Origin of the sequence: Veillonella sp. 3627, assembly GCF_003992195.1 — a bacterium.
Classification (GTDB): Bacteria; Bacillota; Negativicutes; order Veillonellales; family Veillonellaceae; genus F0422.
In genome coordinates, this window is the sequence record NZ_RQVG01000004.1 from 70,233 (window position 1) to 83,935 (window position 13,703).

Sequence of the window (13,703 nt, forward strand, 5' to 3'; positions counted from 1 at the left end):
CCCTGTCTCCTTATTTTTCTGTTGAAGATGTACGAGTTAACACTTCATCAATTAAGCCATATCGTTTTGCATCTTCTGCAGACATGAAATTATCACGATCTGTATCTTGTGCAATCACCTCAATAGGCTGACCTGTATGATATGCTAACACGCCATTCAATTCTTCTCGCAAACGCAATATCTCACGAGCATGAATTTCAATTTCAGAAGCTTGCCCTTGGACACCGCCCAATGGTTGGTGAATCATAATACGAGAGTGAGGCAATGCATAGCGTTTACCAGGTGCTCCCGCTGTGAGCAACAATGAACCCATACTAGCCGCTGAGCCTACACAGATAGTAGACACATCAGGTTTAATGTACTGCATAGTATCGTAAATCGCCATACCTGCTGTTACCACACCACCTGGGCTATTGATGTATAAGTGAATATCTTTATCTGGATCTTCAGATTCTAAGAACAGCAATTGCGCTACGATACTATTTGCTACCGTATCATCAATGGGGCCACTTAATAGAATAATTCGATCTTTCAATAGACGAGAATAAATATCGTAGGATCGCTCACCACGACCAGTTTGCTCTACTACGATTGGCACATACATAGACATCTAACACCTCTTATACATGTACCTGCATTAGCAATTATTCAGCTTTTTCAGCACCTTTAGCATTCTCAATGATGAAACGAGCTGCTTTTTTACGTGCTACAGAACTTGCTAACATAGATACACGACCTTCTTTTACAATGATATCGTATACTTCTTTAGGGTCAGCACCAAATTGTTGGGACATAGCAAAGATTTCATAGTTCATATCTTCTGGAGTAACTTGAACGTTTTCTGCTTTTGCAATTTCATCTAATACTAAGTCAGCGCGAACGTTTTCAGCTGCTGCGGCTTTATTTTCTTCACGTAATGCTTCGATAGTTTTGTTAGAGAATTTTAAGTAGTCTTCCAATTTCAAACCACGGCCTTCAAGATTCATTGCTAATTCTTGAACCATTTGCTCAGCACGGTCTTCAATCATGATTTCAGGAATATCTACTGTTGCATTTTTAACAGCTAGTTCCACTAAACCTGCATTGTATGCGTCAATAGCACGACGTGCAGCATCATCTTCCATACGTTTGCGAAGATCTGCTTTGAATTCTTCTGCTGTATTGTATGCTGGTTCAGTTTTACCTTGACCTACAGATACGGAACGTACGAATTCATCAGTGATTTCAGGCAACTCTTTACGTTTAATATCATGGATATGACATTCAAATTTTGCTTCTTTACCAGCTAATTCTGCTACGAAATAGTCTTCTGGGAAAGAAACAGTAACAGTCACATCTTCACCAGCTTTGTGGCCGATTAATTGGTCTTCAAAGCCAGGGATGAAGCTACCAGATCCGATTTGTAATGGGTAGGATTTACCTTCACCACCATCAAATGCTTCGCCATCGATGAACCCTTTAAAATCAATTGTCGCAAAATCATCCTTTTGTACAGTTGCATCTGCTGGAGCTGCTACCATTTTAGCTTGTTGGCTACGGATATTGTTTAATTGTTCTTCTACTTGCTCGTCAGTAACAGTAGCATCTTGTTTTTCTACTTCTAAGCCTTTGTAGTCGCCTAATGTAACTTCTGGTTGTTTAACTACTGTAGCTTTGAAAATCAAATCTTTACCTTCTTCGAATTGTTCACGATCGATTTCTGGCTCACTAACAGGAATAATTTTATTTTCACGAAGTGCTTCTGTATAAGCACGACCTGCTAATAATTCAAACGCTTCTTCAGCGATAGCTTCTTTACCATAGTTCATTTCCAAAATTTTACGAGGTGCTTTACCTTTACGGAAGCCTGGAATATTAACTTGACCAGCGATGCGTTTTACAGCTTGTGCAAAGCCTTTTTTCACATCTTCCGCTGGAATTTCGATTGTAATAGATACCTTGTGCTGATCAACAGCAGTTACAGTTGCTTTCATGAAACTATTTCCTCCTTAGGGTATAGTACACCCAAATTATAAGTTTTAATATTGCATTCTTAATATTATCATAAAGTTGTCAATAGTGCAATTATTTCCCTATTTACCTTGTTCTTCAGCAATAAGTTTCATAATATCATGACGGCTTACCATACCAACTAGATGATATGCATCATCAACAACTGGTAAGTTTTTTAAATGCTTTTCTACCATAGCTCCTACAGTCACTTCTACTTCTGCATCTGCATAGGCAGTAATCACTTCTGTAGTCATGATTTCTTCAACATGAGTAGCCATTAATTTTTTAAATTGTCCATCGTATTCACCGATGCCACCATAATAAATATTAGCACCTAAGATATTGATATAATGTGGCGCATGAGGACGAACTTTTTTATACAACAAATCCCCTTCCGACACAATACCGATTAATTTATTCTCTTCATCTACGACAGCAATGGCTGTTAAATTGTGTTTTACCATCAATTTAGCTACATTTGTAATTTGTTCATCTTTACCAACAGTAATTGGATATTTGTTCATAATCTCTTGTAATGTCATGGTTACATCCTCCTATTTCATATATACATATGCAGCAAAGATAGCAATCACTATCGCTGTTACAACCAAAATGGCAGTCAAACTTTTACGGTTACCACCATCGCCCCCTTCTTGAGTTCCGATGTGGTTTCCTTCCTCATCATAAGCATGACGATATTGCCCTTCTAAATCCACGTAATCTGTTACATCTTCTATTTTCGCTTGTTGACGTAATTCTTGCAATCGCTTTCTACGTTCTTCTACATCATTTGTTACAGAATGAACCTGTACTTTCATCACATCTTCTCGTAACCCTTCGAGACGAGGTACCATTAATTGTAATCGTTCCACTAACAATTTATTGATATCCACACAAGTACTCAATGCTGTCTGATGTAGGAATAAAATATGCACTGTCTCCTCTTCAGATACAGTATGCTTGCTCTCTAGCATAGCTTTTACCACATCTGTTTCCTTTGCAAGCATATCCACCACTGTAGAAATATAATAATCTACACGGTCAAAAATTTTATTCAATTCTACATTCTGCTCTAATAATTCTTGTTTACGATGCAATAAATAGGCAGGATTACCACCAGAAGTTTCCATTTGATGAATCATATTATCCATATCTATATAGGTATCTAAAACGGTACAAATCGTAGCTGTTACATTTTTATACTCACGTATATTATCGCTAACCATACCATGATGTTCGTCTAATGTCTCAGATTGCCCTATTTCTTTTAATTCGACAAAGAGAGCCTCATATCCTTGTACCAAATTTTGGATTTCACCTTCAATGGCAAGAATATCTTCCTTCCCTTCGGTTAATTCTGTTTTATAATGCCCAATAAATTCAGGATCCTCCAAGGGTAGTTCCTGTATATCCGCTGACACATAAGTAATTCCTTTTTCAATTGCACTTGCCATGCATATCTCCTTTCCTACCAATGATATGGTTCATTTCGATTAATCTTACAAGCTCTATATAATTGTTCTACCAGTACAAGCCGCACCATTTGATGGGTGAAAGTCATGGGGCTAATGGACAATTTCCACTGTGCCCGCTGTCGTAATTCTTCCGATACACCAAAGGCTCCTCCAATGAAAAAGATCATCTCACTATGTCCTTGTACTTCTAATTCACTAATCCGCTTTGCCAACTCCTCCGAGCTCATTTGTTTGCCGTACACATCTAGCAACACAACAAAGGCTTGGGGATTGCAATATTTCAATAACCGTTGCCCTTCATCATAGAGTGCTTTTTGCTTATCTGATGGGCTAGGTTTTTCTCCTAATTTACTTTCCGGCAGTTCTGTAATCGTCACACCCCCATAGGGTTGCAATCGTTTAACAAATTCCGCTACTCCTTCTCGCAAATAAGGCTCTTTTAACTTTCCTATACAATAGATAGAAAATTTCATACTATCATATCTCCTAAGACGTTTACTATATTTCAAACTAAGGCGTTTTATGTATGATTAGATATACCAATCGAAGTATACTCTTTGGGATCCCCATGATATGCAGTAAATCCCATTTGCCCTTGTGTTTTGCACCACTTTAACAAACGCTCTGATAATTGTTCTACTAAGTGGAGAGAATTATTCTGCTCTGAACGATGGGCAAAAATAACTTCCATATTCTTAGGTCGTCTCAAGGCTGATAATACTTTCATAGCCGTCATATTACATAGATGACCTGCATGACTCTTCACTCGACGTTTTAAATCTGGTGAGTATGGTCCATATAACAACATATGCTCATCATAGTTGGCTTCCAATACCAACAAATCTGTATCATGTAGATGCTCTAGCATCTCCTTTGATACCATGCCTGTATCCGTTAATAAAGCTGCTTTTGTCTGCCCTTTATAACAAGTGATACCAATGGGATCTACCGCATCATGACTCGTAGAAAATGGTTGCAACACCATATCTCCTATGGTTACTTCTTTCGTCCCTAACGTTTGAAAGCACTCTGCAGATACGCTAAATTTATCCATAAGACGCCGTGCTGTATTAGGTCTTGTGATAATAGGTAAACCCATTTGCTTAATCATTTGTGGTACCCCTGCAATATGGTCAGAATGTTCATGGGTAATAACAATCCCTTCTACCATATGTTTGGGTATCTCTAAATCCTGCAAAGCATTAGTAATCCTTCGGCAACTAATACCTGCATCAACAATCACTGCACTGTGAGAACTGCGAATAATGGTGCAATTCCCTTTACTACCGCTAGCCACGACATGAACTTCTAACTCTTTCTCTTTTGTTGTCATTGTTCCTAGCTTCTTTCTAATACATCTATGAAAGCTTTCATATTCTCTGTTAAATCTGGTCCTCGTCGGAACATATCGCCCCCTACAAGGAACATCGTATCTGTACCGTAAATGCTCACCAACTCTGGCAAACGTGCCTCGGTCACGCCACCACCTGGAGATGGACAAGACGATTTAATCGACGCCAATGGTCCACGATTACTATCACAAATTTGACGACACAAGTCTGGTTTAAATGTAAATCGTCCACCATAAGACACGAAAATATTCATATCCCCGCCGAAAATACGTGGCAATAAGCCCATCCAAATCGTGGCGGCAATCCCTGATGTACCGGGTAATGTGAATCCACCCATCATAGCAGGATGCACGATGAGCGGCAAGTTCAAAGAATCATCGGTAGCCAATCGATGTAGCCAGCCAAATCCGATTAAGGAAGGGGCTACCATCAGAGCTGTAGCACCTGCTTCTTTCGCATAATGGGCCCGCTCTAGCACGTCTGTTCCATCCCCAGATACATTGGCTGCATAGAGGGTGTGATGACCACTTTTAGCATTCGCCTCCTGTACTGCATGGGCACATCGTGACACACGATCTTTGAAGGGAGAAAACGATTGATTCGTCAATCCATGGTCATCCTTAATCACATCGGCACCGCCCATAGTATAGGCATGACACATGCGAGCCAACTCTTCATTGGGTGTCCCCATAGGTTTAATTACGGCTTGAATCATGGGGCGAGTTGGGGTCTGGCATAATTCTCGAATGCCAGCTAAGCCGAACTTAGGCCCTGTAAACACATCTAGCAAACTAGGACTAAACTCAATATCCACTACCCAAATGTGTGGTTGTAGGGAAGAGTTGCCAAAGACTACATTTAAAAACTGTGTCACTTCCAATCCTGATGTCTCCACCGGGTAGGCAATCTTTGCCAAAAAACAATCTTCTTTTTCTTCCAAGGAAAGCAATTGTCCCACCATTTGACGACGTGGGTCGCTTTCCCCTAATAATTCATAAGGAAATTCAATGGTTTGCTCCACCTGTATGGACCAAGCCACTTGCTTCGCCTCTTCATAGGTTGGAACATGCAATGCATAGGTAACGGAAAATGTTTCCATCGGTAACTCCTTTCCCATCATTACAATATACTCTATTTTTATCTTTTTATAATCAATCTAAAAGTCTGTTACTATACTACCACGGCAACAGTGTTTGAGAATCCGTTATCTGATTTCTCTATCTTTATAGTATGACATAAGTTCTTATGAAATGCTATGTCATACCTACAATTATACACTATATGCAATAAAAAAGAACCTCTAATCCACTAGGTTCTTTTCTAAGAATGTGGTACACTGTTACTATTATTTATTCTATCATTCTACTAGGTGTTGTGACCGCCTGTATACACTCTTAAGAGCAACTATCCATATCAGTCGGCACAACATCCTGACATTTGACATAGAGATACATGGATCATGTATCAGAAAGGACAATCTATGAACTGGAACAATTATCTTTCAACTATGACACAAACATTGCCCCCTTCTGGGATTCGTAAATTTTGGGAAAAAGCCATGGCTATGGACGATGTGATTTCTCTTTGCGTTGGGGAACCCGATTACATACCTCCCCAACCTGTACTAGATGCACTGGTAGCCAGCGTGGAACGAGGGGAAACGAATTACTCCCCCAATGCAGGCATCTTGCCATTACGCGAAGCCATTAGCAATTGGTACAACCGCCGTTACCACGTACACTACGGCACAGATGAAATGATGCTCACCATCGGTGCTAGTGAAGCCATCGATTTGTCTTTACGTGCCCTCTTGAACGAAGGAGACGAGGTGTTAATCCCAAATCCATCCTACGTAGCTCACCAAGCAGAAGTTCACATGTGTGGTGGCAAAGCAGTTCCTGTACCCACACATTTAGAAGATGGCTTTAAACTTCGTGTAGAAGAATTGGAAAAGCTTGTAACAGAAAAAACAAAAGCTATTTTAATGTGTTACCCAAGCAATCCTACAGGAGCCATCATGGACTACGAAGATTTATTGCCTATTGCAGAGTTCGCTAAAGCCCATGACCTGATCATCATCTCTGACGAAATTTACTCAGAGCTCACCTACCACAAGGACCATGTATCTATGGCGTCCTTACCGGACATGAAAGAGCGCACTATCATCTTAAACGGTTTCTCCAAGTCCTATGCTATGACAGGTCTTCGCATCGGCTTCCTTTGTGCACCTTCTGAGTTTATTACAGCTTGCATTAAATTGCACCAGTACAGCATCGTTGCACCTGCTACACCAGTGCAACACGCTGCCATCGTAGCTCTAAACAAATGCGATGACTCCGTTATCGCTATGCGTCAAGATTACCTAGAACGCCGTGACATGATCGTAAAAGGATTCCAAGATATGGGCTTACCGATTGCCGTTCCAGAAGGAGCTTTCTATGTGTTCCCTGACATCTCTCAAACTGGTCTATCCGACGAAGATTTCTGTGAACAATTGCTAGAGCAACAGCATGTAGCCGTTGTACCAGGCTCTGCTTTCGGCACCTGCGGTGCTAACCGTATTCGCTGTTCCTATGCATCCTCTAAGGGAACCATCCAAGAGGCATTACGAAGAATACAAATTTTCTTAACAACATTGCAGAAGTAACCACAAAAGGGTTGTACCAACACTACTACAGTAGTTCGGTACAACCCTTTTTCTATCTCTTCGATATGTAGTTAGACACGTTCACAAGAGGCCGTCGTGATATACACAGAATTATTTTCCACTTCTAGGAATCCCCCTGGAAGGATAAACTCTTCACGCTTGCCCTCATGGTCAATGCGAATCGCCCCTGGCGCCAAAGCGCTCACTAAAGGCATATGATGCGGTTGAATACCAAACTCTCCATCGAGAGCTTTTCCTACCACCATCGTTGCGTCTCCAGAAAACACTGTTTCATCAGGAGTAATAATTGTTACATGCATGGTACTCATAGATTATTCTCCTTTCCCTAACATGTCCCTTCCTTTGGCAACAGCTTCATCGATAGTTCCCACCATGTAGAAAGCACTTTCAGGTAAGTCATCATGTTTACCTTCTAGGATTTCACGGAAACCACGCAATGTTTCTTTCAATGGCACATATTTACCAGGACTGCCTGTAAATACTTCAGCTACGAAGAATGGTTGACTCAAGAAACGTTGAATTTTACGAGCACGAGCTACGGTCAATTTATCCGCTTCAGACAATTCTTCCATACCTAAGATAGCAATGATATCTTGTAAATCTTTGTATTTTTGAAGTACTTCTTGTACGCCACGAGCTACGGAGTAATGTTCTTCCCCTAATACTAATGGATCCAAGATACGGCTAGTGGAATCCAATGGATCCACAGCTGGATAAATACCAAGTTCTGCAATGGAACGAGACAATACTGTAGTAGCATCCAAGTGAGCAAATGTCGCTGCTGGCGCTGGGTCAGTCAAGTCATCGGCAGGTACATATACGGCTTGTACAGACGTAATGGAACCTTCTTTTGTCGATGTAATACGTTCTTGTAAGGCCCCTACGTCATTGGCCAATGTTGGTTGGTAACCAACGGCAGATGGCATACGGCCTAGCAAGGCAGATACTTCGGAACCAGCTTGGATGAAACGGAAAATGTTATCTACGAATAACAACACGTCTTGTTGTTGCACATCACGGAAATATTCCGCCATCGTCAAACCTGTTAAAGCTACACGCATACGAGCTCCAGGAGGCTCATTCATCTGTCCATAAACAAGCGCTGTTTTAGACAATACGCCAGACTCTTTCATTTCATTCCAAAGGTCATTCCCTTCACGGGTACGTTCACCAACGCCTGCGAATACGGAGTAACCACCATGTTCTGTAGCAATGTTATGAATCAATTCCATGATTAGAACTGTTTTACCTACACCGGCACCGCCAAATAGACCGATTTTACCACCTTTTACATATGGCGCAATTAAGTCTACGACTTTAATACCAGTTTCTAAAATATTAGTTTCTGGTGCTAATTCATCAAATTTTGGAGCGGCACGGTGAATTGGCCAATGTTCATTCACTTTCACTTCCGCTGGATCATGGTCTACTGTTTCGCCTAATACGTTGAAAATACGACCTAGTACACCATCACCAACAGGAACGGAAATAGCGGCTCCTGTATCCACTGCTTCCATGCCACGAGTTAATCCATCAGTGGAACTCATAGCAACACAACGAACTGTATCATCACCTAAATGTTGCATAACTTCTACAACAATCTTAGATGCTTGTTCGTCGCCTTTTGTAATAGTAATTGCATTGTAAATAGCAGGCAATTCACCTTTTGGGAAGACAACGTCTACCACCGGTCCAATAACCTGAACTACTTTACCTATATTTGTACTCATATACGAGATACTCCTTTATCTATTATTGCAATGCGTTTGCACCGCCTACGATTTCAGAAATTTCGTTAGTAATACCTGCTTGGCGCAACTTATTGTATTCTAAGTGCAAGGTACCAATCAATTCGCCTGCATTATCAGTAGCGGATGTCATGGCCGTCATACGGGCACCTAATTCACTAGCCGCCCCATGTAGCAATGCATTATATACAGTGCTTTCCACATAGGCTGGCAACAATTGTTCCAATACGGATCCTTGGTCCGGATAGAATAAACTTTCACCGGCCTCTGCTGTATCAGACTCTAATGAAAGAGGTAATAAGCGCTCATGAGTCACTTCTTGCAATAAGGAGTTCACAAACTTAGTGTATACCAATACCACTTCATCTACCTCACCAGACAAGAACATAGTTTTCACTTGTTCCACAATGTCTTGGGCATGATGAAAGCCTGGTTTATCAGAAAAACCTTGCAACTCAGAGACTACAGAATAGCCATGACCTGTGAAATATTCCGTTGGCTTGCGACCCACTGTAAATAAACCATAGGCATCTGTTGGCGCATCCTTGAGCAAGGATTGCACGTATTTAATGATATTACTAGTATAAGCACCAGCCAAACCTTTATCCGCACCTACCACCACATAGGCTACCTTATTCACAGGACGAACTGTGAGTAGCGGTAAATCTGCGCCCCCATCTAGAGAGGACATGCTTTGATGCAGCATGTGGCGGAGACGTTCTGTATAAGGTTCAGTACCTTTCGCTTTTTGTTGTGCACGACGTAGACGAGCAGATGCTACCATCTTCATAGCTTTTGTAATTTGCTGCGTATTAGTGACACTTTTTATACGCTTGCGTAAGTCTTGTGCACTACTCATAGATTACGCCTCCTCTGGTAATAATTCGTGAGTAGCACCAAAGACATCAATACATTCTAAAATCGCTTGTTGCAATGTTTTTTCTGTATCTTCTTCTAATTTCTTAGTATCTCTAATTGATGCTAATACATTGGCATAATTACCATGTACATAGTGTAATAAGGCATCTTGGAATGCTGGTACATCATGAACAGCTAATCGTTTGAAATAACCATTAATACCTGCATATAAACATACCACTTGTTCTTCTACTTTTAACGGAGAATATTGTGGTTGCTTCAACATTTCAGTTAAGCGTTCACCACGATCTAATTGTGCTTTTGTGGAGGCATCCAAATCAGAACCGAACTGCGCGAAAGCCGCCAATTCACGATATTGTGCCAATTCCAAGCGCAATTTACCAGCTACTTGTTTCATTGCTTTAATTTGCGCACTACCACCTACACGAGATACGGATAAACCTACGTCAACTGCTGGACGAACACCCGAGTAGAACATATCTGTACCCAAGAAAATTTGTCCATCCGTAATGGAGATTACGTTCGTTGGGATATAGGCAGATACGTCACCTGCTTGTGTTTCGATAATTGGTAAAGCTGTAATAGATCCGCCACCCAATTCATCAGATACTTTTGCCGAACGTTCCAATAAACGAGAATGTAAGTAGAACACGTCACCAGGGTACGCTTCACGTCCTGGAGGACGACGTAACAACAAACTCATCGCACGATAGGCAGCAGCTTGTTTTGTTAAATCATCATATACGCAAAGTACATGTTTACCTTGGTACATGAAATGTTCGCCCATAGCTACCCCAGAATATGGTGCTAAATACTGCATAGGAGCCCCTTCAGAAGCACCAGCAGACACAACGATCGTATAGTCCATAGCCCCTGCTTCTTCTAATTTTTGTACTACACGAGCTACAGTAGATTCTTTTTGACCAATTGCTACATAGATACAAATCACATCTTGTCCTTTTTGGTTCAAGATCGTATCAATAGCAATCGCTGTTTTACCAGTACCACGGTCACCAATGATCAACTCCCGTTGACCACGACCGATTGGTACCATCGCATCAATGGCTTTCAAACCAGTTTGCATTGGCTCAAATACAGATTTACGATCTGCAATACCAGGTGCTGGGTATTCTACAGGACGATATGTTTCTGCCACAATTTCACCTTTACCATCGATAGGTTGACCAAGGGCATTCACAACACGACCAATTAAGCCATCTCCTACAGGAACCTGCATGATGCGGCCTGTACGGCGCACTTCATCGCCTTCTTTAATTAAGAAGTCATTACCTAGGAGAACGGCGCCTACATTATCTTGTTCTAAATTGAGTACCATGCCATATACGCCATGAGGTAACTCTAACAATTCGCCAGCCATGGCTTTTTCAAGACCGTAGATATGCGCAATACCGTCCCCTACTTCCAGAACAGTTCCTACGTCATCTACGTTTAATTCAACATTATAGTCCTGAATCTGCTGTTTAATAATGGCAGTAATTTCTTCAGGCGTCATTTTCATAATTAACCATTCACCCCAATCTTATTGGTACTTGCATTAAGCAATGATTTTTTTAATTCTTCCAATCGTCTAGCCATACTTCCATCAATCCGAGTGTCTCCCACTTGAATGACCATGCCACCTAAGATGGATGGATCCACATATTCTTCGATGACACATTCTTTGCCAGTAATCTCTTGTAACTTACGCAATACTTTTTCCCGCATTGCCTCTGAAAGTGGTTCTATAACCGTTACTTTCGCTTCCAAAATACCGCGACTTTCACGGGAGCGTTTTACGTAAGCACGAGCTGTTTCCATGATATAGGGACTGCGACGGCGGTCCACCATAACATTGAGAAAATTCATAATCAATGGATGCACTTCACTACCAAAGATTTGTTGTAAAATTTTCTTTTTTCCCGCTACTTCTAACATAGGATTGATTAAAATTTGGCGTAATTCCTCATGGGTGGAAAATAAATCTTGCACATAGGAAAGATCTGTATCAAATTGTGGTAACAAACCTGATTCCTGTCCTAATTCAAATATAGCGGAGCTATATGTTTCTGCAATTCTTTCTACACTCATCGTATCACGACCTTATAGTTGTACTATCAAGTTTTGCAATGGTATCCTCTACAAGAGCTACATTATCAGCACTGGAAAAGTCTTTTCCAATTAACTTACCAGCCACTTGTACAGACAAATTCACAACTTCTGCGCGGATTTGTTGCATTGCTTTTTCCCGTTCCCGTTCAATTTCTTGGCGGGCGATTTCTTTTTCTTTCACTAGTTGAGCTCGTAACTCTTTGATTTGTGCTTGTGATTCTGCTTCTGCTTGTTGTTTTGCGGTCTCGATAATCCCTTGTGCTTCTTTACGAGCTTCTTGCAATTGCGCTGTATATTCAGCTTTCAACGCAGCCGCTTCTTCTCTAGCTTGTTCTGCACTGGTAAGATCATTCTCAATGCGACGTTTCCGTTCTTCCATGGTTTGCAATAACGGTTTATACGCATACTTTGCTAAAATCAACACTAGCACAATAAAGTTCAAAATCTGAAGTACGAGTGTGCCGTTTAAATCTACCAACGGTCATACCTCCTCTTAGCTAATGTCTATTATTTAAGTAAGTCTACCAATGGGTTTGCGAACACTAATACAATCGCGATAACTGCTGCGATAATAGGTACCGCTTCGATTAAGCCTACAGAAATTAACATATTTGTAAATAATTTACCAGATTGTTCTGGTTGACGAGTCATACCTTCTAAAGCTTTACCAGATACAAGACCGTCACCAATACCTGCACCAATCGCAGCTAAACCAATTGCTAAACCAGCGCCAATGGCAGAACCAACCAATACATACGCTTTTGCTAATAATAATTCCATTATGATTTCCTCCTAAACTATTAATGTCCATCTCCAATTGTCATCCCCAAATACGAGGTAACGAGCATGGCAAAAATAAACGCTTGAATAATACCGATTGCTAGACTAAAGGCTAACCATACGATAGGAAGTACATAGGGTACCAAGGCATATAATAATTCTAAAAGAATTTCTCCCGCTAGTATGTTACCAAACAAACGGAAGGCTAATGTGACAGGTTTCGCTATTTCTTCCATTAAGTTGATGATGATAAACAATTTAAATGGCTGTACAAAATGCTTAAAATAGCCAATTCCTTTTACTTTCAAGCCTACAATCCATACAAGAATTGAGCTTGAAATGGCTAATCCCAAGGTGGTGTTAATGTCATTTGTTGGCGATGCCAAGATATGCGGACTTGGAATCAAGCCCAATTCATTACTCACCAAAATAAACAGAAAATACGTAAATAGGATGGAGCTTAAAAACTTCCACTGATTGCCTAGGTTCGTTTTAAACTGACCAGTCAATCCTTCTAGCACGCCTTCCATCACATTTTGAATCCCCTGTGGTACCATGGCCCGTGACCGTGTAGCTAATAGTGTGACTACAATAATGATTGCCATCACTAACCACGTCATGTATAGCGTATCCATATTGAAGGATATGCCCATCCATTGAACAACATGATGATGCCCTGCATGTAACTCCATATTCCCAC

At 40.9% G+C, this 13,703-nt stretch carries 16 protein-coding genes; 1 reads left to right on the forward strand and 15 read right to left on the reverse strand.

Features of this window, described 5'->3' with window-relative positions:
- Nucleotides 1-10: 10 nt before the first annotated feature.
- The 7 genes from clpP to EO114_RS03265 form a co-directional block, all read right to left on the reverse strand.
- Nucleotides 11-604 carry an ATP-dependent Clp endopeptidase proteolytic subunit ClpP gene (gene clpP / locus EO114_RS03235; protein WP_176604748.1) on the reverse strand — a complete coding sequence of 198 codons (594 nt, stop codon included), beginning with the start codon at nucleotides 602-604 and terminating at the stop codon, nucleotides 11-13.
- 40 nt (nucleotides 605-644) lie between these two features.
- The gene (gene tig / locus EO114_RS03240) at nucleotides 645-1,973 is read right to left on the reverse strand and encodes a trigger factor (protein ID WP_127061511.1); all 1,329 of its coding nucleotides are present in this window, start codon (nucleotides 1,971-1,973) and stop codon (nucleotides 645-647) included.
- 99 nt (nucleotides 1,974-2,072) lie between these two features.
- On the reverse strand, nucleotides 2,073-2,534 hold the full coding sequence (locus EO114_RS03245; RefSeq protein WP_009353341.1) for a CBS domain-containing protein: 462 nt from the start codon (nucleotides 2,532-2,534) through the stop codon (nucleotides 2,073-2,075).
- Nucleotides 2,535-2,546: 12 nt separating this feature from the next.
- On the reverse strand, nucleotides 2,547-3,446 hold the full coding sequence (locus EO114_RS03250) for a hypothetical protein (RefSeq protein ID WP_127061513.1): 900 nt from the start codon (nucleotides 3,444-3,446) through the stop codon (nucleotides 2,547-2,549).
- Nucleotides 3,447-3,460: 14 nt separating this feature from the next.
- Nucleotides 3,461-3,940, reverse strand: a complete 480-nt coding sequence (gene rlmH / locus EO114_RS03255; RefSeq protein ID WP_062401511.1) for a 23S rRNA (pseudouridine(1915)-N(3))-methyltransferase RlmH — start codon at nucleotides 3,938-3,940, stop codon at nucleotides 3,461-3,463.
- Nucleotides 3,941-3,987: 47 nt separating this feature from the next.
- On the reverse strand, nucleotides 3,988-4,800 hold the full coding sequence (locus tag EO114_RS03260; RefSeq protein WP_062401509.1) for an MBL fold metallo-hydrolase: 813 nt from the start codon (nucleotides 4,798-4,800) through the stop codon (nucleotides 3,988-3,990).
- 5 nt (nucleotides 4,801-4,805) lie between these two features.
- On the reverse strand, nucleotides 4,806-5,918 hold the full coding sequence (locus EO114_RS03265; protein ID WP_127061515.1) for a RuBisCO large subunit C-terminal-like domain-containing protein: 1,113 nt from the start codon (nucleotides 5,916-5,918) through the stop codon (nucleotides 4,806-4,808).
- A gap of 381 nt (nucleotides 5,919-6,299) precedes the next feature.
- Between EO114_RS03265 and EO114_RS03270 the strand changes: the two genes are divergently transcribed.
- Nucleotides 6,300-7,466 (forward strand): pyridoxal phosphate-dependent aminotransferase, encoded by a 1,167-nt coding sequence (locus EO114_RS03270; RefSeq protein ID WP_127061578.1) that lies wholly within the window; start codon nucleotides 6,300-6,302, stop codon nucleotides 7,464-7,466.
- A gap of 71 nt (nucleotides 7,467-7,537) precedes the next feature.
- On the opposite strand, the gene atpC is transcribed toward EO114_RS03270, so the two are convergent.
- Genes atpC through atpB form a run of 8 tightly spaced genes read right to left on the reverse strand, consistent with a single transcriptional unit; the run spans nucleotide 7,538 to nucleotide 13,695 of the window.
- Entirely contained in the window at nucleotides 7,538-7,795 is a 258-nt protein-coding gene (gene atpC, locus EO114_RS03275) for an ATP synthase F1 subunit epsilon (protein ID WP_127061517.1), read from the reverse strand.
- A gap of 3 nt (nucleotides 7,796-7,798) precedes the next feature.
- The gene (gene atpD, locus EO114_RS03280; RefSeq protein WP_009353331.1) at nucleotides 7,799-9,217 is read right to left on the reverse strand and encodes a F0F1 ATP synthase subunit beta; all 1,419 of its coding nucleotides are present in this window, start codon (nucleotides 9,215-9,217) and stop codon (nucleotides 7,799-7,801) included.
- A gap of 22 nt (nucleotides 9,218-9,239) precedes the next feature.
- The gene (gene atpG / locus EO114_RS03285) at nucleotides 9,240-10,094 is read right to left on the reverse strand and encodes an ATP synthase F1 subunit gamma (protein ID WP_127061519.1); all 855 of its coding nucleotides are present in this window, start codon (nucleotides 10,092-10,094) and stop codon (nucleotides 9,240-9,242) included.
- A gap of 3 nt (nucleotides 10,095-10,097) precedes the next feature.
- Entirely contained in the window at nucleotides 10,098-11,633 is a 1,536-nt protein-coding gene (gene atpA, locus EO114_RS03290) for a F0F1 ATP synthase subunit alpha (RefSeq protein ID WP_009353315.1), read from the reverse strand.
- A 2-nt stretch (nucleotides 11,634-11,635) separates the two neighbouring features.
- Nucleotides 11,636-12,202: an ATP synthase F1 subunit delta gene (gene atpH, locus EO114_RS03295; protein ID WP_062401500.1), complete on the reverse strand. Its 567-nt coding sequence runs from the start codon at nucleotides 12,200-12,202 to the stop codon at nucleotides 11,636-11,638.
- 4 nt (nucleotides 12,203-12,206) lie between these two features.
- The gene (gene atpF / locus EO114_RS03300; RefSeq protein WP_009353350.1) at nucleotides 12,207-12,701 is read right to left on the reverse strand and encodes a F0F1 ATP synthase subunit B; all 495 of its coding nucleotides are present in this window, start codon (nucleotides 12,699-12,701) and stop codon (nucleotides 12,207-12,209) included.
- Nucleotides 12,702-12,730: 29 nt separating this feature from the next.
- The gene (atpE, locus tag EO114_RS03305) at nucleotides 12,731-13,003 is read right to left on the reverse strand and encodes a F0F1 ATP synthase subunit C (protein ID WP_009353316.1); all 273 of its coding nucleotides are present in this window, start codon (nucleotides 13,001-13,003) and stop codon (nucleotides 12,731-12,733) included.
- Between the two features lie 20 nt (nucleotides 13,004-13,023).
- Entirely contained in the window at nucleotides 13,024-13,695 is a 672-nt protein-coding gene (gene atpB, locus EO114_RS03310) for a F0F1 ATP synthase subunit A (RefSeq protein WP_009353413.1), read from the reverse strand.
- Between the last annotated feature and the right edge of the window lie 8 nt (nucleotides 13,696-13,703).

Bases quoted from the DNA above. Each gene is read 5' to 3' on its own strand.
- clpP (WP_176604748.1), bottom strand. From the start codon at position 604: ATGTATGTGCCAATCGTAGTAGAGCAAACTGGTCGTGGTGAGCGATCC.
- tig (WP_127061511.1), bottom strand. From the start codon at position 1,973: ATGAAAGCAACTGTAACTGCTGTTGATCAGCACAAGGTATCTATTACA.
- EO114_RS03245 (WP_009353341.1), bottom strand. From the start codon at position 2,534: ATGACATTACAAGAGATTATGAACAAATATCCAATTACTGTTGGTAAA.
- EO114_RS03250 (WP_127061513.1), bottom strand. From the start codon at position 3,446: ATGGCAAGTGCAATTGAAAAAGGAATTACTTATGTGTCAGCGGATATA.
- rlmH (WP_062401511.1), bottom strand. From the start codon at position 3,940: ATGAAATTTTCTATCTATTGTATAGGAAAGTTAAAAGAGCCTTATTTG.
- EO114_RS03260 (WP_062401509.1), bottom strand. From the start codon at position 4,800: ATGACAACAAAAGAGAAAGAGTTAGAAGTTCATGTCGTGGCTAGCGGT.
- EO114_RS03265 (WP_127061515.1), bottom strand. From the start codon at position 5,918: ATGGAAACATTTTCCGTTACCTATGCATTGCATGTTCCAACCTATGAA.
- EO114_RS03270 (WP_127061578.1), top strand. From the start codon at position 6,300: ATGAACTGGAACAATTATCTTTCAACTATGACACAAACATTGCCCCCT.
- atpC (WP_127061517.1), bottom strand. From the start codon at position 7,795: ATGAGTACCATGCATGTAACAATTATTACTCCTGATGAAACAGTGTTT.
- atpD (WP_009353331.1), bottom strand. From the start codon at position 9,217: ATGAGTACAAATATAGGTAAAGTAGTTCAGGTTATTGGACCGGTGGTA.
- atpG (WP_127061519.1), bottom strand. From the start codon at position 10,094: ATGAGTAGTGCACAAGACTTACGCAAGCGTATAAAAAGTGTCACTAAT.
- atpA (WP_009353315.1), bottom strand. From the start codon at position 11,633: ATGAAAATGACGCCTGAAGAAATTACTGCCATTATTAAACAGCAGATT.
- atpH (WP_062401500.1), bottom strand. From the start codon at position 12,202: ATGAGTGTAGAAAGAATTGCAGAAACATATAGCTCCGCTATATTTGAA.
- atpE (WP_009353316.1), bottom strand. From the start codon at position 13,003: ATGGAATTATTATTAGCAAAAGCGTATGTATTGGTTGGTTCTGCCATT.
- atpB (WP_009353413.1), bottom strand. From the start codon at position 13,695: ATGGAGTTACATGCAGGGCATCATCATGTTGTTCAATGGATGGGCATA.